Source organism: Pseudomonas sp. ATCC PTA-122608 (genome assembly GCF_001952855.1).
Taxonomy (GTDB): Bacteria; Pseudomonadota; Gammaproteobacteria; order Pseudomonadales; family Pseudomonadaceae; genus Aquipseudomonas.
This window is the reverse complement of record NZ_LPNO01000035.1, coordinates 149,950-175,433: the sequence shown is the minus strand read 5'-3', so window position 1 is coordinate 175,433 and position 25,484 is coordinate 149,950. Positions and strand designations below refer to the sequence as shown.

Annotated in this window: 29 protein-coding genes and 1 tRNA gene; 17 read left to right on the top strand and 13 right to left on the bottom strand. The window is 58.8% G+C overall.

Going from position 1 to position 25,484, the window contains the following annotated elements; translation table 11 throughout:
• Nucleotides 1-57: 57 nt before the first annotated feature.
• Entirely contained in the window at nucleotides 58-1,617 is a 1,560-nt protein-coding gene (gene xylG, locus AU074_RS23940; protein WP_076016804.1) for a D-xylose ABC transporter ATP-binding protein, read from the top strand.
• Complete coding sequence (locus AU074_RS23935; RefSeq protein ID WP_076016803.1) at nucleotides 1,618-2,754, top strand: sugar ABC transporter permease; 1,137 nt, start codon at nucleotides 1,618-1,620, stop codon at nucleotides 2,752-2,754. It abuts the gene before it with no gap.
• 13 nt (nucleotides 2,755-2,767) lie between these two features.
• Here AU074_RS23935 and AU074_RS23930 read toward each other — a convergent pair whose 3' ends face one another.
• The gene (locus AU074_RS23930; protein ID WP_076017135.1) at nucleotides 2,768-3,517 is read right to left on the bottom strand and encodes a hypothetical protein; all 750 of its coding nucleotides are present in this window, start codon (nucleotides 3,515-3,517) and stop codon (nucleotides 2,768-2,770) included.
• 191 nt (nucleotides 3,518-3,708) lie between these two features.
• Here AU074_RS23930 and AU074_RS23925 point away from each other — a divergent pair, with 191 nt between their 5' ends.
• Nucleotides 3,709-4,269: a fasciclin domain-containing protein gene (locus AU074_RS23925; RefSeq protein WP_076016802.1), complete on the top strand. Its 561-nt coding sequence runs from the start codon at nucleotides 3,709-3,711 to the stop codon at nucleotides 4,267-4,269.
• A 56-nt stretch (nucleotides 4,270-4,325) separates the two neighbouring features.
• Here the strand turns inward: AU074_RS23925 and AU074_RS23920 are convergent, their stop codons facing one another.
• Nucleotides 4,326-4,523: a hypothetical protein gene (locus AU074_RS23920; protein WP_063031373.1), complete on the bottom strand. Its 198-nt coding sequence runs from the start codon at nucleotides 4,521-4,523 to the stop codon at nucleotides 4,326-4,328.
• A gap of 204 nt (nucleotides 4,524-4,727) precedes the next feature.
• Here AU074_RS23920 and AU074_RS23915 point away from each other — a divergent pair, with 204 nt between their 5' ends.
• The 5 genes from AU074_RS23915 (at nucleotide 4,728) to AU074_RS23895 (ending at nucleotide 8,364) form a co-directional block, all read left to right on the top strand.
• Nucleotides 4,728-5,096 carry a hypothetical protein gene (locus AU074_RS23915; RefSeq protein ID WP_076016801.1) on the top strand — a complete coding sequence of 123 codons (369 nt, stop codon included), beginning with the start codon at nucleotides 4,728-4,730 and terminating at the stop codon, nucleotides 5,094-5,096.
• Nucleotides 5,097-5,150: 54 nt separating this feature from the next.
• Nucleotides 5,151-5,453, top strand: a complete 303-nt coding sequence (locus AU074_RS23910) for a helix-turn-helix transcriptional regulator (RefSeq protein ID WP_076016800.1) — start codon at nucleotides 5,151-5,153, stop codon at nucleotides 5,451-5,453.
• 61 nt (nucleotides 5,454-5,514) lie between these two features.
• Nucleotides 5,515-6,507 (top strand): zinc-dependent alcohol dehydrogenase family protein, encoded by a 993-nt coding sequence (locus AU074_RS23905; protein ID WP_076016799.1) that lies wholly within the window; start codon nucleotides 5,515-5,517, stop codon nucleotides 6,505-6,507.
• Between the two features lie 40 nt (nucleotides 6,508-6,547).
• Nucleotides 6,548-6,802 carry a hypothetical protein gene (locus AU074_RS23900; protein ID WP_076016798.1) on the top strand — a complete coding sequence of 85 codons (255 nt, stop codon included), beginning with the start codon at nucleotides 6,548-6,550 and terminating at the stop codon, nucleotides 6,800-6,802.
• A gap of 233 nt (nucleotides 6,803-7,035) precedes the next feature.
• Entirely contained in the window at nucleotides 7,036-8,364 is a 1,329-nt protein-coding gene (locus AU074_RS23895) for an OprD family porin (RefSeq protein ID WP_076016797.1), read from the top strand.
• Nucleotides 8,365-8,920: 556 nt separating this feature from the next.
• On the opposite strand, the gene AU074_RS23885 is transcribed toward AU074_RS23895, so the two are convergent.
• On the bottom strand, nucleotides 8,921-9,376 hold the full coding sequence (locus AU074_RS23885; RefSeq protein WP_076016796.1) for a hypothetical protein: 456 nt from the start codon (nucleotides 9,374-9,376) through the stop codon (nucleotides 8,921-8,923).
• A gap of 202 nt (nucleotides 9,377-9,578) precedes the next feature.
• Here AU074_RS23885 and AU074_RS23880 point away from each other — a divergent pair, with 202 nt between their 5' ends.
• Nucleotides 9,579-9,992 carry a hypothetical protein gene (locus tag AU074_RS23880; RefSeq protein ID WP_063031383.1) on the top strand — a complete coding sequence of 138 codons (414 nt, stop codon included), beginning with the start codon at nucleotides 9,579-9,581 and terminating at the stop codon, nucleotides 9,990-9,992.
• Between the two features lie 39 nt (nucleotides 9,993-10,031).
• On the opposite strand, the gene AU074_RS23875 is transcribed toward AU074_RS23880, so the two are convergent.
• The 3 genes from AU074_RS23875 to AU074_RS23865 form a co-directional block, all read right to left on the bottom strand.
• Nucleotides 10,032-10,367 (bottom strand): hypothetical protein, encoded by a 336-nt coding sequence (locus AU074_RS23875; protein WP_076016794.1) that lies wholly within the window; start codon nucleotides 10,365-10,367, stop codon nucleotides 10,032-10,034.
• Between the two features lie 146 nt (nucleotides 10,368-10,513).
• On the bottom strand, nucleotides 10,514-10,972 hold the full coding sequence (locus AU074_RS23870) for an Hsp20 family protein (RefSeq protein ID WP_003219642.1): 459 nt from the start codon (nucleotides 10,970-10,972) through the stop codon (nucleotides 10,514-10,516).
• A gap of 198 nt (nucleotides 10,973-11,170) precedes the next feature.
• Nucleotides 11,171-11,599, bottom strand: coding sequence for an N-acetyltransferase (locus AU074_RS23865; RefSeq protein WP_076016793.1), 429 nt, complete (start codon nucleotides 11,597-11,599; stop codon nucleotides 11,171-11,173).
• 280 nt (nucleotides 11,600-11,879) lie between these two features.
• Here AU074_RS23865 and AU074_RS23860 point away from each other — a divergent pair, with 280 nt between their 5' ends.
• The gene (locus AU074_RS23860) at nucleotides 11,880-12,791 is read left to right on the top strand and encodes a bifunctional GNAT family N-acetyltransferase/nucleoside diphosphate kinase regulator (RefSeq protein WP_076017134.1); all 912 of its coding nucleotides are present in this window, start codon (nucleotides 11,880-11,882) and stop codon (nucleotides 12,789-12,791) included.
• A 258-nt stretch (nucleotides 12,792-13,049) separates the two neighbouring features.
• Here the strand turns inward: AU074_RS23860 and AU074_RS23855 are convergent.
• Nucleotides 13,050-13,140 (bottom strand) — tRNA-Ser (locus tag AU074_RS23855).
• A gap of 152 nt (nucleotides 13,141-13,292) precedes the next feature.
• On the opposite strand from AU074_RS23855, the gene AU074_RS23850 reads away from it, so the two are divergent.
• From AU074_RS23850 to AU074_RS23820, 7 genes are all read left to right on the top strand, one after another.
• Nucleotides 13,293-13,964: a Bax inhibitor-1/YccA family protein gene (locus AU074_RS23850; RefSeq protein ID WP_076016792.1), complete on the top strand. Its 672-nt coding sequence runs from the start codon at nucleotides 13,293-13,295 to the stop codon at nucleotides 13,962-13,964.
• An 89-nt stretch (nucleotides 13,965-14,053) separates the two neighbouring features.
• Nucleotides 14,054-14,446 carry a sulfurtransferase complex subunit TusD gene (gene tusD, locus AU074_RS23845; protein ID WP_017479530.1) on the top strand — a complete coding sequence of 131 codons (393 nt, stop codon included), beginning with the start codon at nucleotides 14,054-14,056 and terminating at the stop codon, nucleotides 14,444-14,446.
• 1 nt (nucleotide 14,447) lies between these two features.
• Nucleotides 14,448-14,798, top strand: a complete 351-nt coding sequence (gene tusC, locus AU074_RS23840) for a sulfurtransferase complex subunit TusC (protein WP_076016791.1) — start codon at nucleotides 14,448-14,450, stop codon at nucleotides 14,796-14,798.
• Entirely contained in the window at nucleotides 14,798-15,091 is a 294-nt protein-coding gene (gene tusB, locus AU074_RS23835) for a sulfurtransferase complex subunit TusB (RefSeq protein ID WP_076016790.1), read from the top strand. Before tusC ends, tusB begins: the two co-directional genes overlap by 1 nt.
• A complete protein-coding gene (locus AU074_RS23830) occupies nucleotides 15,088-15,423 on the top strand; it encodes a TusE/DsrC/DsvC family sulfur relay protein (RefSeq protein ID WP_076016789.1) in 336 nt (111 codons plus the stop codon). Before tusB ends, AU074_RS23830 begins: the two co-directional genes overlap by 4 nt.
• Nucleotides 15,420-16,421: a glycosyl transferase family protein gene (locus AU074_RS23825; RefSeq protein WP_076016788.1), complete on the top strand. Its 1,002-nt coding sequence runs from the start codon at nucleotides 15,420-15,422 to the stop codon at nucleotides 16,419-16,421. The genes AU074_RS23830 and AU074_RS23825 overlap by 4 nt, the downstream gene beginning before the upstream one ends.
• Nucleotides 16,422-16,509: 88 nt before the next feature.
• Nucleotides 16,510-17,505, top strand: a complete 996-nt coding sequence (locus AU074_RS23820) for a glutathione S-transferase family protein (protein WP_076016787.1) — start codon at nucleotides 16,510-16,512, stop codon at nucleotides 17,503-17,505.
• Between the two features lie 129 nt (nucleotides 17,506-17,634).
• On the opposite strand, the gene cysG is transcribed toward AU074_RS23820, so the two are convergent.
• From cysG to AU074_RS23790, 6 genes are read right to left on the bottom strand one after another with little or no spacing between them, the layout of a single operon-like run.
• Nucleotides 17,635-19,029 (bottom strand): siroheme synthase CysG, encoded by a 1,395-nt coding sequence (gene cysG, locus AU074_RS23815; RefSeq protein WP_076016786.1) that lies wholly within the window; start codon nucleotides 19,027-19,029, stop codon nucleotides 17,635-17,637.
• Nucleotides 19,030-20,310 (bottom strand): serine--tRNA ligase, encoded by a 1,281-nt coding sequence (gene serS, locus AU074_RS23810; RefSeq protein WP_076016785.1) that lies wholly within the window; start codon nucleotides 20,308-20,310, stop codon nucleotides 19,030-19,032. It lies immediately after the preceding gene.
• Nucleotides 20,311-20,326: 16 nt separating this feature from the next.
• Nucleotides 20,327-20,701: a fluoride efflux transporter CrcB gene (gene crcB / locus AU074_RS23805; protein ID WP_008431560.1), complete on the bottom strand. Its 375-nt coding sequence runs from the start codon at nucleotides 20,699-20,701 to the stop codon at nucleotides 20,327-20,329.
• A complete protein-coding gene (locus AU074_RS23800) occupies nucleotides 20,701-22,023 on the bottom strand; it encodes a replication-associated recombination protein A (RefSeq protein ID WP_010172481.1) in 1,323 nt (440 codons plus the stop codon). The genes crcB and AU074_RS23800 overlap by 1 nt, the downstream gene beginning before the upstream one ends.
• A 27-nt stretch (nucleotides 22,024-22,050) precedes the next feature.
• Nucleotides 22,051-22,674 carry an outer membrane lipoprotein chaperone LolA gene (gene lolA, locus AU074_RS23795; protein WP_026078226.1) on the bottom strand — a complete coding sequence of 208 codons (624 nt, stop codon included), beginning with the start codon at nucleotides 22,672-22,674 and terminating at the stop codon, nucleotides 22,051-22,053.
• Nucleotides 22,675-22,731: 57 nt separating this feature from the next.
• Entirely contained in the window at nucleotides 22,732-25,140 is a 2,409-nt protein-coding gene (locus AU074_RS23790) for a DNA translocase FtsK (RefSeq protein WP_076016784.1), read from the bottom strand.
• Nucleotides 25,141-25,484 lie beyond the last annotated feature (344 nt).

Below are 25,484 nucleotides of genomic sequence, written 5' to 3'. Positions count from 1 at the left end.
ACTGCAGGGGCGGCTTGAGGCCGCTCCTGCCTTTTCGCTGTGGAATGAGTGCCCGCCATGTCCGACTACCTGCTGGAAATGAACAACATCGTCAAAACCTTCGGTGGCGTCAAAGCCCTGAATGGCATCGACATCAAGGTAAAACCCGGGGAATGCGTGGGGTTGTGCGGCGAGAACGGCGCCGGCAAATCGACCCTGATGAAGGTGTTGTCGGCGGTGTATCCCCATGGCACCTGGGACGGCGAAATCATCTGGGACGGCCAGCCGCTGCGCGCCCATTCCATCGCCGAAACCGAGGCCTGCGGCATCGTGATCATCCACCAGGAACTGACGCTGGTGCCCGACCTCTCGGTGGCCGAAAACATCTTCATGGGCCACGAGCTGACACTGCCCGGCGGGCGCATGAACTATCCCGCCATGATGCACCGCGCCGAAGCCCTGATGCGCGAGCTGAAAGTGCCGGACATGAACGTCGCCCTGCCCGTTTCTCAATACGGTGGCGGCTACCAGCAACTGGTGGAAATCGCCAAGGCCCTGAACAAGCAGGCGCGCCTGCTGATCCTCGATGAACCCTCGTCGGCGCTGACCCGCTCGGAAATCGAGGTGCTGCTGGACATCATCCGCGGGCTCAAGGCCAAGGGTGTCGCCTGCGTGTACATCTCCCACAAGCTCGATGAAGTCTCGGCCATCTGCGACACCATCGCGGTGATCCGCGACGGCAAGCACATCGCGACCACAGCCATGGCCGACATGGACGTGTCGCGCATCATCACGCAGATGGTCGGCCGTGAGATGAGCAACCTCTACCCCACCGAACCCCACGCCGTCGGCGAGGTGCTGTTCGAGGCGCGCCACATCACCTGCTACGACGTCGACAACCCGGGCCGCAAGCGCGTGGATGATGTCTCGTTCAGCCTGCGTCGTGGCGAAATCCTCGGTATCGCCGGGCTGGTGGGCGCGGGCCGTACGGAGCTGGTCTCTGCGCTGTTCGGCAGCTACCCCGGGCGCTACGAAGGCGAGGTGTGGCTCGACGGCAAACCCATCGATACGCGCACGCCGCTGAAGTCGATTCGCGCGGGGCTGTGTATGGTCCCGGAAGACCGCAAGCGCCAGGGCATCGTGCCGGATCTGGGCGTCGGGCAAAACATCACCCTGGCGGTGCTCGACAGTTTCTCGCACCTGACGCGCATCGATGCCGAGGCGGAACTGGGCAGCGTCGAGCAGGAAATCAAACGCATGCACCTGAAGACGGCGAACCCGTTCCTGCCGATCACCAGCCTCTCCGGTGGCAACCAGCAGAAAGCCGTATTGGCCAAGATGCTGCTGACCAAACCCCGGGTGTTGATTCTCGACGAACCCACCCGCGGCGTGGATGTGGGCGCCAAATACGAGATCTACAAATTGATGGGCGCGCTGGCGGCCGAAGGCGTGTCGATCATCATGGTGTCCTCGGAGCTGGCCGAAGTACTGGGAGTGTCTGACCGGGTACTGGTGATCGGCGAAGGCCAACTGCGCGGCGACTTCATCAACCAGGGCCTGACCCAGGAACAGGTGCTCGCCGCCGCCCTCAGCCAACCAAACGGGCATGACAATAATAATGATTGGAAGTCCGCGTAAATGAACCAGGTCAAACAGCTTTTCACCCGCTACAAAATGCTCGCCCTGTTGATCGCCGTGGTGCTGATCTGGGTGTTTTTCAGCTGGCAGACCGAAGGCGGTTTCCTGACCCCGCGCAACCTGTCGAACCTGCTGCGGCAGATGTCCATCACCGGCATTCTGGCGTGCGGCATGGTGCTGGTGATCATCAGCGGCGAGATCGACCTTTCGGTGGGCTCGATGCTCGGTTTGCTCGGCGGTGTCGCGGCGATTCTGGATGTGGTCTATCACGTTCCGCTGCCGCTCAACCTGGCCATCGTCGCCCTCTGCGGCTTGCTGATTGGCCTGGGCAACGGCTACATGACCGCGTACCTGCGCATCCCTTCGTTCATCGTCGGCCTGGGCGGCATGCTGGCGTTTCGCGGGGTGCTGCTGGGCATTACCGGCGGCACCACGATTGCGCCGGTGTCGCCGGAACTCGTGTACATCGGCCAGGGCTATTTGCCGACGGTGGTCGGGGTGATTCTCGGCGTATTGCTGTTCGGGCTGACGGTGTTCCTGACCTGGCGCCAACGCCACAACCGCGCCCTGCACGGGCTGGCACTGCCGTCGATGCTGCGGGACAGCGTGCGTGTGGTGCTGATCGGTTTCGTGCTGGCCGGCTTCGTCTACACCCTCAACAGCTACGACGGGATTCCCGTGCCAGTGCTGCTTCTGTTGGTGCTGCTGGGGGTGTTCAGTTACGTCACCAGCCAGACCGTGTTCGGCCGCCGCATCTACTCGGTGGGCAGCAACATGGAAGCCACGCGCCTGTCCGGGATCAACGTGCAGGCGGTCAAGCTGTGGATCTTCGGGATCATGGGCGTGATGTGCGCCCTCGCCGGGCTGGTCAACACCGCGCGCCTGGCGGCCGGTTCACCTTCGGCGGGCAACATGGGCGAACTGGATGCCATCGCGGCATGTTTCATTGGCGGCACATCGATGCGTGGCGGTTCGGGCACGGTGTACGGCGCCCTGCTCGGCGCGCTGGTGATCAGCAGCCTGGACAACGGCATGTCGATGCTCGATGTCGACAGCTACTGGCAGATGATCGTCAAGGGCAGCATTCTGGTGCTGGCGGTGTGGGTGGATGTGAGTACGCGGACCGGGCGGCGCTGAGGGCGCCAGCCGGTTACTGCACCGGCAGGAAGTTCATCAGCAGCAAGCTTTGCGCATAGTTGAGACCGATGCGCCGGTAGCGCTCGTCTTGCATCTGGGTCAACAGGTCGAGGCGCGCGACGATCTTGCCGAATTCGACAGCAAAACTGAGGTTGCTGCCCGCCTCCGAGATCTCGTTGGAGAACAGCAACAGCGAGCCATTGGCGTCCTGGCGCTGGCTGAGCAGCCAGGTGGCCTTCTCGATATTGCGCGCGGCATTGCTGACGAACTGGGGGTTGATCGAGTCCGTTATATAAAACTCGGTGCGCCCACCGTGTGCCGTCACCAGCATGCTGCCGATCGCGTAGATGAAGGCGCCCACACGGTCGCCGCGGAATTCCGGGCTCAGGGAATAGCTTAGCGCCGCCAGGTCACGGCGGTCGCCAAGGGCGGGCAGCGGCTGGCGAAGTTCGATGGCCTGGCGGATTTGCCGGGCGGCGGTCACAGCGTCCGGGTAACCCGATTGGCGCCACTGGTTGGGGTTGCGCAGGTAGAGTTTGCTCATCAGCAAATACAGGCTTTGCAGGTTGTCGCGCATGCTCAGGGTGGCCATGCGATCGACGCTGGTCTGGAAGAACTCGTCGGGCTTGCCGTTGCTGAACTGCGTGGCAATATCGCGCCCCATCTGCTGGCTGCAACCGTTGGCGCAAAGCATCAAAACCGCAGCGAGCCACAGCGGCTGGCGCATCCATCGAGTGATAAAAACAGGTAACGTGCGATCCATCGGCATCAGGTCTGGGTCTTCTGTCCACGCCGGGAATTAGTGTGGTCGGGACAGAGATAGAGCAGGAGATCGGGAAAAAGTGCGACGGGACGCCCAAACGAATAATTTTTCGAGGCATGCATCCACTTTGCTCCTTGGTACGTAGATTCCATACCCTCATCTGGAGGGCACACGAACCCAGGAGATACATCATGCATGCTTTCTACAAAAAAATTGCTGCCGTCGCCTGCTTCACGATCCTCTCCATCACAACCACCCTCAGCATTGCCGCCGACACCGTGATGGTGGGCGGTGCGGCGATGTATCCGACGAAAACCATCGTCGAAAACGCCGTCAACTCAAAGGACCACACCACTCTGGTGGCGGCGGTCAAGGCAGCCGGACTGGTTGATACCCTTAACAGCAAAGGCCCGTTCACCGTATTCGCACCGACCAACGAAGCCTTCGCCAAACTCCCGGCAGGCACCGTGGATACGCTGGTGAAACCTGAGCACAAAGCCGACCTGACGAAAATCCTGACCTACCACGTGGTGCCTGGCACCCATACCTCTGCGCAACTGATGGCCGAGGCCAAGAAGAACGGCGGCATGGTGATATTGAAAACCGTGCAGGGGGAATCGCTGACGATCAAGCTGCACGACGGCAAGCTGTGGGTGGTGGATGCCAAGGGTGGCAAGGCCAGCATCAGCATTGCGGATGTGATGCAGTCCAACGGCGTGATTCATGTGGTTGATTCGGTGCTGATGCCGTAATCGCCGCTCGACACCGAAAAGCCCGGCGCAATGTGCGTCGGGCTTGTTCGGATTTGTCAGTTGTCGGGGTGTTCGCTTGCGACAGAATCGGCGGCGTCTACATCCGACATATCCTCTTCCAGAGGGGCGTCGTCGTCCGGTGGTAGAGGTACTTCAGGTTGATCGCGCCGAGGATCATGCCCGGTTTCATTGTCTGTACCACGGGTTACGCCCTGCTGGGATACGTTTCCAGGGGCCTTCTCGTCAATTTCCATGCTGGCTCTCCGTTCTGGCGCGCGGGATGTCCGTGCTTGAACATGAGAAACGGTGCGGGCTCGCGAGTGCCGGGCAATGGACGAACGGTGGGGGTAATTTCTGCTTCAGAGAAAGACGGGGGCTCGCTTGGACAGGACTTGAAATGCTGACGGGTTGCCGGTATTTGTGTGCGCCTCAAGCAAGCAAGGAAGGGCTGACTCGCGATGCTCACGCAAACGTCAATGGCTGCAATGGCGCTGATTTTTATCTGCGCTCCCGTAGCCGCCGATACCTATTCGGATCTCAACACCCCTGACAAATCGGGCTTCATGTGGGGGCAGGTTTATCAGCGCACTAAAACAGCTTGCGGCACCCTGCCCCAGGATCTTGAAGACGACTACGCCAAAGCGATTCGACTCCTTTCAGAGTCCTCTGCGGAGTTTGGCCCAACCTATCAAGATGGCCTGAAGCCTAGCGTGAAGAAAGGTCCTCCTAAGTCCGCCGAAGAAATGGAAGACATGTGCATCAAAGGTCAGTCAGGTCTCAGGAACCAGGTAAAGCTCGCCAGGTATTGGTTTACGGCGAAATGGTAGCAATGACACAGACCTGCACATTGACATATCGGTAATTCTCGATATGATCGCGCCATGGACTTACTCGAAATATTCAAAGCACTCTCAAACCAGACACGCCTCGAAATCCTGAAAGGTTTGAAAGATCCCGAAAAGAACTTCCCGCCTCAAGATGAAGGTGACGTTCACACGGTGGGTGTGTGTGTCAGCAGCATCCAAGAAGGTATCGGACTCTCGCAGTCGACGGTGTCCAGTTACCTTGCAACCCTGCAGCGAGTGGGCCTGGTGGAAGTCCGGCGTATCGGCCAGTGGACCTACTACAAGCGCAATGAAGCAACCATCAGCATGCTTGCCGAGGTCATGGGGAAAGAGCTGTAAATTTTCGCCCCATGATATCGAGATTTCGCGATATCCCTTTTTATCGAAATGAGGAAATACAGTGAAAGCGTTGATACTCAATTCATTTGGCGGCCCGGAATCGTTTGAACTGTGCGACGTGCCCAAGCCAGTGCCACACGCAGGACAAGTCCTGGTGCGCGTACACGCAACCTCCATCAACCCGCTGGATTATCAGGTCCGGCGTGGCGACTATTCCGACTGGGTGCCATTACCAGCCATTACCGGGCATGACGTATCGGGTGTTGTTGAAGAAGTCGGGCCGGGGGTTACGACCTTCGCGCCCGGCGATGAAGTCTGGTACACCCCGCAAATTTTCGAAGGCCCGGGCAGTTATGCCGAGTACCACGTGGCGCACGAAAGCATTATCGGGAAGAAGCCCTCTTCGCTGAGTCATCTTGAAGCAGCAAGCCTGAGCCTGGTCGGCGGGACAGCCTGGGAAGCGCTGGTGGTGCGGGGGGTGCTCAAAGTGGGAGAAAGCATCCTGGTGCACGGCGGCGCAGGAGGCGTCGGCCATGTGGCGATACAGCTGGCAAAAGCCATGGGCACCAAGGTGTTCACAACCGTGCGCGAAGTGAACGTCGAGTTCGCACGAAGCATGGGCGCCGATGTGATCATCGACTACGAAAAGGAGGATTATGTCGACGTCATCCAGCGAGAAACGGCTGGTCGTGGAGTCGATGTCGTGTTCGATACCATCGGCGGCAACACGTTATCGCGCAGCCCGGACGCGCTTGCGCAGCTGGGGCGCGTGGTCTCGATTGTGGACATTGCACACCCGCAAAACCTGGTTCAGGCCTGGGGCAAGAACGCGAGTTATCACTTCGTTTTCACACGACAGAACCGCGGCAAACTGGATGAAATGAGCGCACTGATAGCCAACGGTAAACTGCGCCCACATCTTGGCGCGGTCTATTCGCTTGCCGACATCCCACTCGCCCATTCCCGGCTGGAGAGCCCTAACAACGGCATCCAAGGAAAAATCGCGATTGCCGTGTCTTCCGAGTTACAGGAGGATTGGCGCAACGGTGTCTGAGCTGATGGCACTGAACCACTTCTTTGGAGAGCACGGGTAAATGGCAGAACTGATGGAAATGCTCGACGGCCCAAGGACCGCACAGCAGGAGCTGTTCTACGACCTCGAAGATGCGATGGCCGTTATCGCCTGGTCGGTCAATGAGCTGGCCAGTATCGCCGGGGTCGCCAAATCACCCGACGAAGCTGTCGCCCTCATGAAGATGGGCGCCCTGCTCGCGGCTCAGCAGGAAAAGTTCAGCGGGTACGCGGATGAGGTGAAGGCGGGAAGGATTGTGCGGGGGGAGGATCAATAGCGGTCAATGCGCTACGCAACCAACAACCTTTCACATCCCTTTCACAGTCGAGCGCTTATGGTTACCCCAGCTCCTAAGTGAACACCTTCAAGCCCGCACTCCCCATCGCGGGCTTTTCTTTGCCTGGAATTCAGTAAAAGGGATATCAAAACATTCATCCAGTTTCATTTGTTGATGGCCTGGGCTGTCGCCTTAATGCTCCAACACGAACTCGTGCACAGGAGCAAAAAATAATGAAAAAACGTCAACCGTTACTTCAGCTCAATACCTTGGCAGTGGCGCTGGCATTTGCCTTGCCGGCCATGAGCTACGCCAGCGATCAGTCCGACTCCAAGGGCTTCGTCGCGGACAGCAGTTTGAATATCCTCAACCGCAACGTGTTCTGGAACCAGAACGGAAGCAGCGCCCACACCCGTGACTGGAGCCAGGCGCTGATGGCAACCTACAGCTCGGGCTTCACCCAAGGCACCATCGGCATCGGCATCGATGCGTTTGCCGACCTGGCATTGCGCATCGACGGGGACACCGACCGTGCCGGCGGCCCGACCATACCCTCCGACGCCAATGGCAATCCGGATCGAGGCTATGCGAAGGCCGGCGGAGACATCAAGTTCCGTGTCTCCAACACCACACTCAAGATCGGCGACTTGCAACCCACGTCGCCAGTGTTTGCCACCGCCGATAACTACCTGATGCCCCAGACCGCATCAGGCTTCCAGATCGACAGCCATGAAATCACCGGCCTGAACCTGGAGGCCGGTCACTACACCTCCGGCACCGGTAACACCACCACCTCGCGCAGTGGCGACATTCTTGCCAGCTATGCAGGTGTGGCTGCGTCGTCGGCCAGCTTCGCGGGGGGCAAGTACCAGTTCAGCAAGGAATTCACCGCGTCGCTGTACGGAGCGCATCTGGAAGATGTCTGGAACCAGTACTACGCCAACTTGAACCTTGTTCATCCACTGACCGATGACCAATCCGTCGCGCTGGACTTCAACCTCTATCGCACACTGGACGACGGCAGCGCCAAGGCCGGCACCATCGACACCACCGCCGCCTCGCTGGCGGCTGCCTACACCCTGGGCGCGCAGACCTTCACCCTGGCCGGACAGAAGGTTCATGGTGACGAGCCATTCGACTACGTCGGCTTTGGGGAGACCAATGCTGGTGTCGGTGCTGGCCGCTACGGCAACTCGATCAACCTCGCCGACTCCGTGCAGTACTCCGACTTCAACGGCCCGGGCGAGCGGTCCTGGCAGATGCGCTATGACCTGGACATGGGCACCTTTGGCGCCCCCGGCCTGAGCTTCATGGCCCGTCATATTCGCGGTGCCGGCATCGACGGTACGCATACTCCCGGCAATTCGGCCTACACCGGGTTCTATGGTGCCAACGACCAGGAACACGAAACCGACGCCGAAGTGAAATACGTGGTGCAGAGTGGCCCGGCCAAGAAGCTGTCCTTCCGCTTGCGGGAAGCTTGGCACGATGGTGATGCGTCCACCGGGGGGCATTTGGTGCAGACGCGGCTGATTACCGAGTACCCGATGAATATCTTCTAAACAGGTGGGATTGCCCGGTTAATGGATCGACTGGGCACTGCGTACGTCGCGAACTTGCTTAGTAGGCAGTCGGCGTGAAAGAAAAGCTGCTGCCATGTTGGGAGATTCTACGGCGAATCAGATCTCCCGGTTTCACATCAATTTCTGACTCGATGATTCTTGACGTACCGAAGATCATGTATTTCGAAACGCCGAGAATATGCTTGCCCGGGGTCAACCCAAACCTGGCCACCCCCCCCCGGGTGAAACTCGGCAGAAGGCTTGCCATCAATGTGCAAAATAAACCGGATCTCGGATCCGTAGATGCCTGAGTCCCTGGTCACCACCAGTTGAGCAGCATTGTTCTCTGTGAACGCATACAACCGTGTGGACGGCACCGGGTCTGCATTTTCGGCAGAGATTGGCGATGTGGAACACCCGCCCATGGCAACGAGCAATAATGCTCCGATCAAAATCCGCATAACGATCCCTCGTAGAAAATTGAGGCTGAAGCTCGAGCCACAGGCCTCTTCAATCGAAGAGCCCGCCAAGCGCGGGCTTCTTTGTGACATCTTAACTACTGGGGCGCGCTTGGTGATGGCTCCAACGAGGCTTGAGGTAATGCAACAGCCGACAGGTTTCCTGTAGCGTCTTCAGGCAGCGTATACATGGCACCTGTCAGCGGATCTACGATCAGCATGCCGATCAAACCGCCAATCAACAAATTTCCCCAGTACCAGCCGCTAACGGTAGATTTCAGAGGAACTGTCGTCTCTGTGTATCCGTCCTTCTGGAACGTGACGGTATAGCTCTGGCTTTTAAAGTAGCCTCGGCTCGTCTCCAAAAGCGCCGTGCCTGGAGTGACGCCCTTCAGCAGTACGCTTCCCTTGCTGTCCTTGATGACATAGTTGGCATTTGTCGGCAGGCTGTACAGCCCAACCTTTGGCTTGCTATCGCTCACGATGCTTGCGCATCCGCCCAAGACTGTCATTGCTGCAAGCAGCGTGGCGCCCGCCACCTTCCCCATCTTCATACCATCACTCCGTTGCGCCTTCATTGGCAGGGCTGACGCTCAGCCGGCGCGCATTGTAGCGAAATGATGGCATTTGGACATCTTCAGCAAGAAGAGCTTTACGGAATCTGGTTTTTTGTGCGACCTGCCGAGCCGCTCTGCCCCCAATGGTGGCGGTACGCCACGAGTGGTAAAGTGCGGCATCAGCCAGAGAGGGAACCTCATGCTTAAGAAACTGCTTGTGGCCTGCGCCGCCTCGCTTCTTCTCACCGGGTGCGTCAAACCCACTCCAGAGCAGCTTGAAAACCCGGACTACGGCCCGTATCCCTTCGAATATGAACGCACGATCAAGGCGTATATGGCGCGGACTCAGCCGGATCCCGACTCAACAAAGTATCAGTTTCTGGGTGACCCTATTCCGATGTGGAACGGAATCTTTGGGCTTCGATTCGGGTATGGGATATGTCTCATCATGAATGCAAAGAATATTTACGGTGGCTATTCAGGCCAGGAGCTGTGGTTTTTCATGCTGCGCGGCGACCAAGTAATGGAGACCAATAGCGCTCGTGTGGGTGGCAACCCAAAAGCATTTGCTCGGCTAAAGTGCGAGAAAGTAGGCTTCAATGTAGGTGGCTGAACCAGGTCGTCTACAAACGTCCGGTGCGGAGCTGAGTTGTCATTTATTTCTGGTCTTCACGCATAACGAAAACCACTTTTCTTTAAATTCGCTTACCGCTCTTTTTCGGTCTTCTTCAGTACGGAATGCCGATGTGCTGTACGCATCCTTGGTAATTACTGCCCCTAGCGCAGCAAGATCGGGTTCTCCTCCTGAGATGACCTTCATCATCTCAGCCATAGGCATTTCGTCCTGACGACTCTTCATGATTGATCCGGCCATATCAGAAAGAGTTTTACAGTAGCTGAGAGTCTCATCGGATGGCTTCGCCGCCAACGCCACATTGGTGGACAGTGTCAGCACAGCCAATGTCATCCCTGCCATCAAAATCCGCATGTCGTTCCCTCTTTGGTTTGGCGGGACTGTAGCATTATGAAACCACTCCAGAACGCCGAAATGCCCGGAATGGGGCCAAGTCTTCGTTCTGATTCCACAAATACAAAAAAGGCGCTACCAAGAGCGCCTTTTTTGCTACTGCTGACTTATTGCAAACTAACCTGACGCAGTTCGGGCTCTTTCCCGCTACCAATCGTGATGCGCTTGGGCTTGGCCTCTTCAGGAACCACGCGCAGCAAGTCGATGCTTAACAGCCCGTTGTTCATCGAAGCACCGCGCACCTCGATATGATCTGCCAGACGGAACGACAACCGAAAGGCTCGTTGCGCGATGCCCTGGTGCAGATAAGTGACTGCTTTCTCGGTTTCGCGCTTGTCGCCAACGACTGTCAAAACGCCCTTCTCGACCTGAATATCCAGGTCCGCTTCAGTAAGCCCAGCGACTGCAATGACAATGCGATATTCGTCATCACCGTGCTTTTCCACATTGTGAGGCGGATAAGTGTTCGGAGCCTCGCTGCGAAGCGCCGACTCAAACAGGTCATTGAAGCGATCGAAGCCCACGGATTGGCGGAACAAAGGGGCCAACGAAAGGGTAGTAGCCATCTCAAAATCTCCTGATTAAATCCAAGTGATTAAGTGCGCGACCCGCATTCGGCGTCGCGTGATGAAAATTTATGTTCGCCGGGGAAAACTTCAAGAGGGCAGATAAAAATTTTTACATTTGAGCCAGCCAGGAACGGCCGGCTCGATTGGATAAACAGGCCGCCCGCCTATGTGAAGCGCCCTTCGTGACGACTTTGTTCAACTGCAGCCCCAGCGCATCGTGAACTCTTGCTGGCCTGTAACTGGATCGAGCGACTCAGCAACCGTTGAAAAGCCACCAGCCTGATAAAAAGCTATCGCTCGGTCGTTGGCACTGTAGACATTCAGTTCAAGGGACGAGCGCAAGCGCTTGGCTTCGTCCAGTAACTGTCGACCTAAACCACGTCCTTGGGCTTCAGGACTGACAAACAAAGCAGCTAGACGACTCTCATGCAACGACAAAAAACCAAGTACCCGACTTTCCTCTTCAAGTATTAGGGTTTCGGCTTGTAGCAGGTAATGATCGCGCATGGCACCTAATTGCTCGCGCCAGAACGCTTCAGGGACAAAATCGTGCGCCTTAATCGAAGCGACCAGCCAAAGATTGAGGACGTGGTCAATGTCGCTGGGATGATAGCGGCGGATCATACTGAGTTCCTGTAGATGCAGTCGTGAATTATCCGTAAAGACACGTTTTATTGTGCGTCAATTCGCGACCACATTTAAAGACTCTTTGGCTGACGAAAACGAGTCGGCTTCATCGAGGCTTGAGTGCTTGACTGGTTCGGGTTCAGCAAGCGGTGGTCTCTTGGAACTCTCTGGCGTGTTCGCCATTACTCGCGGTATGTCTTAAAATATCCGGTTGCCGAAGAACCGCCATGACTTATCCATGAAGGGCTTCAATCCTTTACAAATAAGTGTGGTTAAGATGAACAAGCCTTTCATTTCGCTGTGCCCTGAAATTACTCGGGCGCACGCGCTGACGTTGATGGATTGGTTAGAGGATGAACGCATCACCTGCTATCTGAGCGATTCGCGTCATGTCTCCCGCTCCATTGAGCAAGTCATTGATCGGACTCAGCTGCCGATCCTGACTCACCTATTCAACCGGGGCGGCAGATTCTTTATGGCCTATGACCGGCATGACGCCCCGGTGGGCTTTGTCCGTCTCATCAAGACAGGCTCAAATTGCGAGATAGTCCTGGTCATCGGAGACAGCGACAAATGGGGTCGAAACCTTGGCGCCAGCACGATCCGCGAAGGCATGAAACTGGCCTTCCTCGACATGCGGGCCGAGAAGCTCATCGCCAAGATTCACCCGGACAACTCGCGCTCGCTGAAAGCCTTTCTGCGCAGCGGCTTTATGCTTGAGAGCGAAACGCCGACATTGAAGTCATTTTCCATGACGGCGGCGCGCTATCTCCAGTTCTTGCGCGAAGGCGCCGGTGGCGACTCCACCAGGATCTACATCACTGAAATCGACAAGGCCAGGCTCGAGGAACTCATCGCGTTCGAGCAAGGCCCGGCGGTTGTTGAACTCGAACATGAGCTGGAGCGAGCCATTGTCGTCAAGCCGCAGCAGGTGGCGTGCAATGTCATCACGATGAACTCCAGGGCGTTGCTGCAACTGGACGACGAAGAGTTCGAAGTGGCCTTGGTCTACCCTGAAGACGCGGACAGCAACGCAGGAAAGCATTCCGTGAATTCCGACATAGGCGCCGCCATCCTTGGCTATCAGGAGGGAGACGCCATCGACTGGCGAATTGCTGATCGGACCCGACGGATTGAGATCAAGAAAGTGCTTTACCAGCCGGAGGCTGCGGGCGACTTCCACCTGTAATTACGCCTTTTATCAGTAACGAATCACGCCAGTCAGCGCGCCCGGCTTGGGCGCCTGACTTATCCAGAGTGAACTGATACCCGAGAGGGTTTATCGGCGCAGGGGTGAGATCGTGAAACCTACCCGTTGACCCCCACTTTTTGCAGAGCTGCGGAAACTGCCTGAAATGATGCGGAAACGATTAGATGTTTCACTGCCAGTATTCCTGAACCCCAGAAACGCAAAAGCCCCGCAATAGCGGGGCTCTTGAGTAAATCTTGGCGGGAAACCAGGGATTCGAACCCTGGGAACGCTATTAACGTTCGCCGGTTTTCAAGACCGGTGCATTCAACCACTCTGCCAATTTCCCTTGTGCAACACAGGATTAGCGTAGCCCATCCTGTCTCAGCGGGCGCCATAATACCCGAATGAAACACACTGTCAAACTCTCGCCATCGCTTGTTACAGAGCGTCTGTTATGATCCTTGCGACTGAATGTTTCAAAACTGAAGGAGTGTCGCCATGCGCGAACAAAATTACGCAGTGAATGGAAACGCGCAGGCTGAGCAGCTAGAAGTTAGCCGCGTCCTGCGCAATACGTACGGCTTGCTTGCTCTCACCCTCGCTTTCAGCGGCGTGATGGCCTTCGTAGCCCAGCAAATGCGCGTCGGCTACCCGAATATCTTCGTCGTGCTGATCGGCTTCTATGGTCTGTTCTTCCTGACCAACAAGCTGCGCGACTCGGCCTGGGGCCTGGTGTCGGCGTTTGCCTTGACCGGTTTCATGGGCTTTATCCTCGGCCCGATCCTTAACCGTTACCTCGGCATGGCCGGCGGCGCGGAAGTGGTCAGCTCGGCATTTGCCATGACGGCCCTGGTATTTGGCGGTCTGTCGGCTTACGTGCTGATCTCACGCAAGGACATGAGCTTCCTGGGTGGTTTCATCACCGCCGGTTTCTTCGTGTTGCTGGCTGCCGTACTGGCAGGCATGTTCTTCCAGATCAGCGGCCTGCAACTGGCGATCAGCGCCGGTTTCGTGCTGTTCTCCTCGGCGTGCATCCTGTTCCAGACCAGCGCGATCATCCAGGGTGGCGAGCGTAACTACATCATGGCCACCATCAGCCTGTATGTATCGATCTACAACCTGTTTATCAGCCTGTTGCAGATCTTCGGCATCATGAGCCGCGACGACTGATCGCAGCCGCATGTAAAAAGCCCGCTTCGGCGGGCTTTTTGTTGCCTGCGGCTTTATCATTGCCACAGGTTTTGCCTTCAGAGTGTTCCATGAAGTTCGCGATTGCGCTTTTTTCCGCCGCCCATGCGCCCTCCTCGCGCCGTGCCTTGCTGTTCGCTCAAGCGGCGCTGGCCGGCGGGCATGAAATTGTGCGGCTGTTTTTTTATCAGGATGGCGTCTACAGCGCGTCCACCAACATTGTTGCGCCGCAGGATGAGCAGGATATCGCCCGTCAGTGGCGCGAGTTTGTCAGCGAGCATCAGCTTGATGGCGTGGTGTGCATCGCCGCGGCCCTGCGCCGTGGGGTGCTGAATGCCGAAGAGGCCACCCGCTATCAGCGCAGCGCGGTGAATCTGGAGGCGCCTTGGGCGCTGTCCGGGCTTGGGCAACTGCATGACGCCGCCCAGGCCGCTGACCGTTTGATCTGCTTCGGAGGGCCGTGACATGTCGAAATCCTTGCTGGTGATCAGCCGACAGGCGCCGTGGTCCGGCCCCAGTGCCCGTGAAGCGCTGGATATCGTACTGGCTGGCGGCGCGTTTGATTTGCCGATTGGCCTGTTGTTTCTGGACGACGGCGTGTTTCAACTGGCCGCACGCCAGGACGCCAAGGCTGTGCAACAGAAAGACCTCAGCGCCAACCTCCAGGCTTTGGAGTTGTTTGGGGTTGAGGATGTGTTTGCCTGCAGCCATAGCCTCACCGAGCGTGGCCTGACCGCATCCGGCAACGCGCAGCCGCTGAGCAGCGAACAGATCTCACAGATGATTGACCGTTACGACCAGGTGATTACCCTCTGATGTCGACTTTGCATGTGGTATCCCACTCCCCGTTTACCGATAGCCGGCTGGACAGCTGCCTGCGCCTCTGTGGCGCACAAGATGCGATCCTGCTGTGCGGCGACGGCGCCTACGCCCTGCAAACCGCCAGCGCGCCCTTCCAGGCCCTGCAAGCCAAGGGTTTGAAGGTGTTTGTGCTGGCCGAAGACGGCCAGGCGCGCAATCTTTCGGTGCCTGCCTGGGCCGCCAGTGTCGATTACCCGGCCTTCGTCCAGCTGTCGATCGATTACGACAAGGTCAACACCTGGCTATGAACACCCTGACCGCAGGCGAACGCACTCTCGAACTGGACAAGGACGGCTACCTCGTCGACCTGAACGACTGGTCCAGCGACGTGGCCAACGCCCTCGCCGCCGCAGAAGACCTGGCGCTGACTCCGGAACACTGGGAAATCCTCGAACTGCTGCGGGGCTTCTACAGCGAATTCCAGCTGTCGCCCGCCACTCGCCCGCTGATCAAGTACACCGCCTTGAAGCTGGGCCCGGAAAAGGGCAACAGCCTGCACCTCAACCGACTGTTCAAAGGCACTCCCGCCAAACTCGCCGCCAAGCTGGCGGGCCTGCCCAGGCCGACGAATTGCTTATGACTGATTTTGCCCCGTTGATCACTGAAACCCCTGCTGAGCATCCTTTCGCACAGTTCGTGCGCATCCTTGGCAAAGGCAAGCGCGGCGCCCGCAACCTCACCCGTGAGGAAGCCCGGGAAGCCATGGGCATGCTGCTGGACGAGAAGGTCGAAGACACCCAACTCGGCGCCTTCCTGATGCTGTTGCGGCACAAGGAAGAAAGCCCGGAAGAACTCGCAGGCTTCACTGAAGCCGTGCGCGAGCGCCTGAATGCACCGTCACTCAAGGTGGATGTCGACTGGCCTACCTACGCCGGTAAAAAACGCCACCTGCCCTGGTACCTGCTGGCGGCCAAGTGCCTGGCACAGAACGGCGTGCGCATCTTGATGCACGGCGGCGGCGCACATACGGCAGGCCGACTCTACACCGAGCAATTGCTGGAAGGCTTGCAGATTCCGTTGTGCCGTAATTGGCAACAGGTCGAGGCCGCTCTTGAACAAGGCAACCTGGCGTTTATTCCGCTGGGAGATTGGGCGCCGCAACTGCAGCGCATGATCGACCTGCGCAACACGTTGGGCCTACGTTCGCCGATCCACTCCCTGGCACGCATCCTCAACCCGTTGAGCGCTCGCTGCGGCCTGCAAAGCATCTTCCACCCGGGCTATCAGGGCGTGCACCGCGATGCCAGCGGCTTGCTCGGCGACAACACCATCGTGGTCAAGGGCGACGGCGGCGAGATCGAGATCAACCCGGACACCATCAGCCACTTGTACGGCACCACCGGCGGCGAAAGCTGGGATGAAGAGTGGCCTGCCCTCTCCGCCCAGCGCCACGTCAAACCAGCGGCCCTGGAACCCGAGCACCTCAAGGCGTTATGGCGCGGCGACGTGCAGGACAGCTACCCGCAACTGGCACTGATCGCCACCATGGCCCTGGCCTTGCGCGGCCTCGGCCACCCGCGGGACCACGCGTTCGAACTGGCCCAGCAGTACTGGGACGCCCGGGACAAATCGATTTAGTCGATCATTAACCCCCAGCCTTTGCGCTTTTTGTTCGAACTCAGACCCTTAGACTGCACTCCTACGCTTATTAGCCAAGGAGTCAGTCATGGGTTTGCTGATCGAAGGACGCTGGCATGACCAGTGGTACGAAAGTAGCGCAGACGGCGCCTTCCAACGGGAGCAGGCGCAACGCCGTAACTGGGTGACCGCCGATGGCGAACCCGGCCCAACCGGCGAAGGCGGTTTCGCGGCTGAAGCCGGTCGCTACCATTTGTACGTCTCCCTCGCCTGCCCTTGGGCACACCGCACCTTGATCCTGCGCAAGCTCAAAGGCCTTGAAAGCTTGATAGACGTGTCCGTGGTCAGTTGGTTAATGCTCGAGAACGGCTGGACCTTCGACAAGGCCCACGGCTCCAGCGGCGACAAGCTCGACGACTTCACCTACATGCACCAACGCTACACCGCCGACACCGCCAACTACACCGGGCGTGTCACGGTGCCGGTGTTGTGGGACAAGAAGCTCAAGCGGATTGTCAGCAATGAATCGGCGGAGATTATTCGCATGTTCAACAGTGCGTTTAATGAACTGACCGGCAATCAACTGGATTTCTATCCCGAGGCCCAGCGCTCGACCATCGATGCACTGAACGACCGGATCTATCCCGCCGTGAACAATGGCGTATATCGCGCAGGCTTTGCCACGTCGCAAAAGGCGTATGAAGCGGCATTTGATGATGTGTTCGCCGAGTTGGATCACCTTGAGCAGCACTTGGGTGAGCATCGTTACCTGGCCGGGGAATACCTGACCGAAGCCGATGTAAGGCTTTTCACCACGGCGATTCGGTTTGATGCGGTGTACTACAGCCACTTCAAATGCAACCTGCGGCGGATTGCGGATTATCCGAACTTGTCGAACTGGCTAAGGGAGCTGTATCAGTGGCCGGGGATTGCCGAGACGGTGGATTTTGCCCACATCAAGGGGCATTACTACGCCAGTCACCGCACGATTAATCCGACGGGGATTGTGCCGAAGGGGCCACAGCAGAAGTTTGATGTGGAGCATGACCGCGAGCGGTTGAGCGGGAAAGGCGTCTGGAGTTGATCCAAGCCCTGTAGGAGCGAGCTTGCTCGCGAAGGTAGTCAACGATAACGCACTCATTCTGAATGAACGCGGTACCCTTGAGTTTTTCGCGAGCAAGCTCGCTCCTACAGTTGGAATGTGTCGCGCTTGTCAGACTTGCGACTGAGCGCCTTCAAACCACTTCAGCTTCTCACGCAACTGCACCACTTCTCCCACAATCACCAGTGTCGGTGCATGAACTTCATGCTCCGCCACCATGCGTGGCAAATCAGCCAGGGTGCCGGTAAACACACGCTGGTTGGAGGTGGTGCCCTGTTGGATCAACGCTGCCGGCGTATCCGGCGAGCGACCATGCTTGATCAGTTGTTCGCAGATGATCGGCAACCCGATCAAACCCATGTAGAACACCAGGGTTTGCGACGGCCCCACCAAGTCACTCCATGGCAGGTCCGAAGTCCCGTCCTTCAAGTGCCCGGTAATGAAGCGAACCGATTGCGCATAGTCGCGGTGGGTCAGTGGAATACCGGCATACGCCGCGCAACCACTGGCTGCCGTAATCCCAGGCACCACCTGGAACGGGATGCCATGGGCCGCCAGCTCTTCAATCTCTTCACCACCACGCCCGAAGATGAACGGATCGCCACCCTTGAGCCGCAGCACGCGTTTGCCTTGCTTGGCCAGGTCCACCAGTTGCTGGTTGATCTGGTCTTGCGGCACGGCATGGTCGGCGCGACGCTTGCCGACATACACCCGCTCGGCATCGCGACGGCATAACTCAAGAATCGCAGGCGCCACCAGGCGGTCGTACAGCACTACATCGGCCTGTTGCATCAAGCGTAAGGCGCGGAAGGTCAGCAGGTCCGGATCACCCGGGCCTGCGCCCACCAGGTAGACTTCGCCCGGTGCGTGAGGCGGCGCGCCGTTGATTTTCTCCACCAGCAAACGCTCGGCTTCATCGCCCTGCCCGGCCAGTTGCCGATCAGCAATCGGGCCTTGAAAGACCTCTTCCCAGAACGCGCGACGTTGCTGCACATCCGGGAACAAGCCTTTGACCTGGCTGCGAAACCGCGCCGCCAACCCGGCCAATTGGCCGTAAGTCGAAGGAATCCAGGTTTCAAGCTTGGCGCGAATCAAGCGTGCCAGCACCGGCGCATCGCCGCCGCTGGACACTGCGATCACCAAAGGCGAACGGTCGACAATCGCCGGGAAGATCACGCTGCACAAGGCTGGCGCATCCACCACATTGACCGGTACGCAACGGCGCCGGGCATCGCTGGACACTTGCGCGTTCAACGGCTCGTCGTCGGTCGCGGCGATGATCAGGGTGCAACCGTCGAGGTCGGCCTCCTGATATCCGCGCAAAATCAGTTCACCGCCACTGCCCTGCACCAGTTCACGCAACTGGTCTTCAATCTGGGGAGCAACCACCCGCAACAACGCGCCGGCGTCGGCCAGCAGCCGGGATTTGCGCAAGGCAATCTCCCCGCCACCGACGACCAACACACGACTGCCGCGCAGGTTATGAAACAGCGGCAGAAATTCCATTTAGCCGATGACCTCAACGCCCGCCATGTAAGGCTTGAGCACGTCAGGTACGCGGATCGAACCGTCAGCCTGCTGGTAGTTTTCCAGCACGGCCACCAAGGTACGGCCTACCGCCAGGCCCGAACCGTTGAGGGTGTGGACCAGCTCAGGCTTGCCGGTTTCCGGGTTACGGAAACGCGCCTGCATGCGACGGGCCTGGAAATCACCGCAGTTGGAGCACGACGAAATCTCGCGGTATTTGTCCTGGCTCGGCACCCACACTTCCAGGTCGTAAGTCTTCACGGCACTGAAACCCATGTCGCCGGTGCACAGCGCCAGAACGCGGTACGGCAACTCCAGCAGTTGCAGGACGCGTTCGGCGTTGGCGGTCAGGCCTTCCAGCGCTTCCATGGACGTCGAAGGCTCGACAACCTGCACCATCTCGACCTTGTCGAACTGGTGCTGGCGGATCATGCCGCGCGTATCGCGACCCGATGCACCGGCTTCACTGCGGAAGCACGGCGAGTGGGCGACAAACTTGAGCGGCAGTTGCTTGGCGTCGAGGATTTCCCCGGCCACGATGTTGGTCAGCGACACTTCGGCGGTCGGGATCAGGTACAGATCGGCTTCGCCATCGCGGCTGATCTTGAACAGGTCTTCCTCGAACTTCGGCAGTTGGCTGGTACCCATCAACGCCGGCGCCTGAACCAGGTACGGGGTGTAAGCCTCTTCGTAGCCGTGTTCGCCGGTGTGCAGGTTGATCATGAACTGCGCCAGGGCACGGTGCATGCGCGCGATCGGGCCGCGCAGCAAGGCAAAGCGCGCGCCGGACATTTTGGCCGCTGTCTCGAAGTCCAGGCCACCGGTCAATTCGCCCAGGGCGACGTGGTCCTTGATCTCGAAATCGAAGGCTTTTGGCGTGCCCCAGCGACGGACTTCGACGTTGCCGTCTTCGTCTTCGCCAATCGGCACGGATTCGTGCGGCAGGTTCGGGATGCCCAGCAGGATCGAGTCCAGCTCGGTCTGGATCGCGTCCAGCTCGACTTTGCCGGAAGCCAACTCGCCAGCCATACGCTCGACGTCCGCCATCAATGGCGCGATGTCTTCGCCGCGCTGCTTGGCCTGACCGATGGATTTGGAACGCGCATTACGCTCAGCCTGCAGTGCTTCCGTGCGGGTCTGGACGGTCTTACGCTGTTCTTCCAGCGCTTCGATGCGCGCAACATCCAAGGCAAAGCCACGGGATGCCAGGCGGTCCGCTACGTCCTGAAGGTTGCTACGTAACAGTTTGGAATCGAGCATGTCGGTCTCTCGTTTATCAAAGTTTGGTCAAGGACAGGCCAGCCCAGGTGGCGAGCAGCCCGCCGAACACGCTGATGGCCAGGTACCCGAAGGCGACCGGTGCCTGCCCGCTTTCCAGCAGTCGCAGCGTGTCCAGTGAAAAGGATGAAAAGGTCGTCAGACCGCCTACAAAGCCGACAATCAAGCCGGCACGAATCTCAATCGGCACTTCCGGGCGAAGCAGAAACCACCCGTACAACAAGCCGATGATCAAACAGCCCACCAGGTTGACCGCCAGGGTCGCCGCATAAAAATGCTTCGGCCAGTTGGCGCTGACCCAGGTGCTGGTGGCGAAACGCAATAATGTACCAGCGATGCCGGCCACGGACACGGCAAGAATCGTTCTGAGCACTACTTTCTCCGCTGTTTCGGACTGAGCCGGTCAAGTTGGGCGAGGTGATTGAGCTTTTCGCCAATCTTCAGTTCCAGGCCACGCGGCACCGGCTGGTAGAAAGGCTGCGGCTCAAGGTCATCCGGGAAGTAATCTTCGCCAGCCGCATAAGCGTCCGGCTCATCATGGGCGTAACGGTATTCATCGCCGTAGCCAAGCTGCTTCATCAGCTTGGTCGGCGCATTGCGCAGGTGCAGCGGCACTTCCAGGGAGCCATGCTCGGCGGCAGCACGCAGGGCGGACTTGAAGCCCATGTACACCGCGTTGCTCTTCGGTGCGCAGGCCAGATAAGTAATGGCCTGGGCCACCGCCAACTCGCCTTCCGGGCTGCCCAGGCGTTCCTGCACTTCCCAGGCGGCCAGGCACAGGCTCAGCGCGCGCGGGTCGGCATTGCCGATGTCTTCACTGGCCATGCGCACCACGCGCCGGGCCAGGTACAGCGGGTCGCAACCGCCGTCGATCATCCGCGCAAACCAATACAGCGCGCCGTCGGGATTAGAGCCGCGCACCGACTTGTGCAACGCGGAAATCTGGTCGTAGAACGCTTCACCGCCCTTGTCGAAACGCCGGCGGGTGTCGCCCAAAAGGCTTTGCAGCAAATCGACGCCGATCTCGCTGCCGTCCTCGGCGAGGTCGGAGGCGTTCTCCAGCAGATTGAGAAAACGTCGACCGTCACCGTCAGCCGCGGTCAGCAGAATCTTGAAGCCTTCCTCGCTGACACTCAGTTGCCGCTTGCCCAAGCCCTTGTCTTCGCTCAGCGCGCGCTGCAACAGCTTTTGCATCGCTGCTTCATCAAGACTTTTGAGCACATAGACACGCGCCCGGGACAGCAAGGCGTTGTTCAGTTCAAAGGACGGGTTTTCGGTGGTAGCGCCAATAAAGATCAGCGTGCCGTCTTCGACATACGGCAAGAACGCATCCTGCTGCGACTTGTTGAAGCGATGCACTTCGTCGACAAACAGGATGGTGCGCTTGCCGTATTGCCCGGCCTGCTGCTTGGCGACTTCCACCGCCTGGCGGATTTCCTTGACCCCGGCCAGCACCGCCGAAACCGTTTCGAAGTGGGCATCCGAGACTTTCGCCAGGAGCCGCGCCAGGGTGGTTTTACCCACGCCCGGCGGCCCCCAGAAAATCATCGAGTGCAGCGCACCCTGCTCCAGGGCTTCGCGCAATGGCTTGCCGCGAGCGAGCAGGTGTTCTTGCCCGACGTACTCGTCCAGGTTGGTCGAACGCAGGCGCGCCGCCAGAGGCTGAGCAATCGGGTCACTTCGAAACAGGTCCATGGGCAGCGTTTGAAACCTCTAGGCAGTTTATTCCTGGATCACGTCGGCACCCTTCGGGATGTCGAACTTGAACTTGGACGCGGCCACCGGCTCGTTGGCCTTGACCCCGGTGAACAGGATATTGGTGCGTTGGCCGACGCTGTCCACCAACTGCATGTCGTTGATCACGCCGTTGCGGAACGACAGGCGCAGGCTGTCGAACAGCGTGTCCTTGGATTTCGGCTTCAGCGTGAAGTCGATGACGTTGCTGGCCTGCTTGGAGGTGATATCAAAACTCTGGCTGATCTGCGACACATCGCCCGACAACAGCAACGCCGGGGTCTGGCTCAGGCGCGGATCGAGCTTCTTGATGGTCGCCTGTTCCAGGTCCGGGTCCCACAGGGTGACTTTCTGGCCGTCGGAAACGATGGTCTGCTCGTTTGGCGCGTCGGTTTTCCAGTAGAACAACCCTGGACGTTGCACGGCCATTTCGCCGGCGGTTTCCTGCAATTGAGTGCCGCCACCGTCCAGGGTCAACTGGGAGAAGCGCGCGCTCAGGGTCTTGGATTTGTCCAGCAGGTTGGTCAGGCTCGCAACGGAAGCCGGGTCAGCGTGAGCCGAAACAGCAGTCAGGGCCAATGCCGGCAACAACAGCATGCGGATAAGACGCATGGGAGTCCTCTTAGATTCGTTTACAAGGCGTGCCGCGTGTTGCCACGCGGCACGTAATCAGTCACGCATCTGCGCTGGCGCGATGACTTCGCGCGAGCCGTTGGTGTTCATCGAGGTGACTACGCCGGCCATTTCCATGGCTTCGATCATGCGCGCAGCACGGTTGTAGCCAATCTTCAGCTTGCGCTGTACCGCAGAGATTGAGGCGCGGCGGCTTTCAAGGACAAACTGCACGGCTTCGTCATAGAGCGCATCGGTCTCGGCATCATCGTCGCCACCGCTGCTGCCACCGTCGAAGCCGCTGCCGGCTTCTTCGACGCCTGCGAGGATGTCGTCGTTGTATTCCGGGGCGCCGCGCAGTTTCCAGGCTTCCACCACACGGTGCACTTCATCATCGGAGACGAAGGCGCCGTGAACGCGGATCGGCAGGCTGGTGCCCGGCGGCATATAGAGCATGTCACCGTGGCCCAGCAGTTGCTCGGCGCCGCCCTGGTCGATAATGGTCCGGGAGTCGATCTTGCTCGATACCTGGAACGCCATGCGGGTCGGGATGTTGGCCTTGATCAGGCCGGTGATCACGTCCACCGACGGGCGCTGGGTAGCGAGGATCAAGTGGATACCGGCGGCACGGGCCTTCTGGGCGATACGGGCGATCAGCTCTTCGACCTTCTTGCCGACGATCATCATCATGTCGGCGAATTCGTCGACCACCACCACGATGGTCGGCAGCTTGGTGAGCAGCGGCGCTTCGTCGTGAATGCTTTCGCGCTTGTACAGCGGGTCGGTCAGCGGTGTGCCGGCGTCCTGGGCTTCCTTGACCTTGGCGTTGAAGCCCGACAGGTTACGTACGCCCATCTTCGCCATCAGCTTGTAGCGGCGCTCCATCTCGGCGACGCTCCAGCGCAGGGCGTTGGCCGCGTCCTTCATGTCGGTCACCACCGGGCACAGCAGGTGCGGAATGCCTTCGTAGATCGACAGCTCGAGCATTTTCGGGTCGATCATGATCAGCTTGGCGTCTTCCGGGCCAGACTTGAACAGGATCGACAGGATCATCGCGTTCACACCCACCGACTTACCGGAACCGGTGGTACCGGCGACCAGCAAGTGGGGCATTTTCGCCAGGTCGGTGATCACCGGCTTGCCGCCGATGTCGTGGCCCAGTGCCAAGGTGACCGGCGATTTGAAGTTGTCGTATTCCGGGGTCGACAGCACTTCGGAGAAGCGCACGATCTGCCGGTCTTCGTTGGGAATCTCGATACCGACGGTGGTCTTGCCCGGAATCACTTCCACCACCCGCACGCTGGTCACGGCCAGCGAACGCGCCAGATCCTTGGCCAGGTTGGAAATGCGGCTGACCTTCACGCCGGCAGCCGGCTGGATTTCGTAGCGGGTAATCACCGGGCCCGGGTGGATCGAGTCCACCGAGACTTCGACGCCGAATTCCTTGAGCTTGATTTCCAGCAGGTGGCCGACGGCCGCCAGGGATTCAGGGGAGTAGTTGAGCTGTTTCTTTTCCGCCGGGTCGAGAATCGAGATCGGCGGCAAGGTGCCTTCCACGGCGCTGTCGACAAACAACGGCGCCTGTTTCTCTTTCTGCACGCGGTGGCTTGGCTCGGGTGCCTTGGGTGGCGCAGGCGCGATCACCGGCGGCACCTGCTTCTCGCGGTCGGACATGTGCTTGGTCAGGGCCTGTTCGCGTTCGATCAGGCGTTCCTTGACCTTGGCTTGTTCACGCCGGTCCGGCGTGCTCGGGGCCACCACCTCATTGACGCGGGTATCGACCTCACGCAACTGCGCAACCATGCGCTTGCGATCAACCCGGGCCGACCACCAGCGATTGGCGGCGCCCTGGAACAGTTCGAGCAGGTCGAGGGTGATCTTGCCGGTCACGTCCATGACCTTGAACCAGGACAGGTCGGTAAACACGGTGAGGCCAAACAGGAACAGCGCGATAAACATCAGGGTGCTGCCCTGGATGTTCAGGCTCCTGCGGGCCAGGTCGCCTAGGCTTTCGCCCAATGCGCCGCCAGCACCGGCCGGCAAGCCGGTAGGTGCGTGGAAATGAATGTGTGCGAGGGCGGCGCCCGACAGTACAAGGAACACCAGGCCGATCAGGCGCCAGGAGAACAGCCAGCCGCTCCACTGCCACGGCTCATGACGCTGACGGAAGATCTGCCAGGTCTTGATGGCCAGCAGCAACGGGAAGATATAGGCGAAGTAACCCAGCACCATGAACAGGATATCGGCGCTGTAGGAGCCGGCCGGGCCACCGAAGTTCTGCACGTCTTCGATCTTGCTATTGTGGCTCCAGCCTGGATCGTCCTTGCCATAGGTGAGCAAGGCCATCATCAGGAACAGGCACAGTGCGCCGATGGCGATCAGTGCACCTTCCTTGAGTCGATAGTGCAGGTGCTGGCGCCAGGCGGGCACGACTGCGGCTTTAGGTGTAGCGGCGGATTTCTTCAAAACGGGTCTTTTCCTGCGCCTTTAGCGCGTCCATCTATTGAATGACTGCAAAATACTGCTCAATCCGAGCAGGTAAAAAATGAACGAGTGCCAGTGAAGCTACTTTTAACACTCTGCAACTGATTCATGAAACGGCGATAACGCCTGAATGGCCGCATTGTACGGGTTTGTGTGCGCTATGCCACGCACTAGGCCCTACGTTGCACAGCATAGCCAATCTTCGGTTTCATAACGCTCAATTTGAGCATGCATTGTCTTTACTGACAAAGGCTTATGAGCTGTTTTTGCCAATCCAGGCTAGCTTGCCGACCGACGTACGCGATTACGACCACGGCCCCGGCATA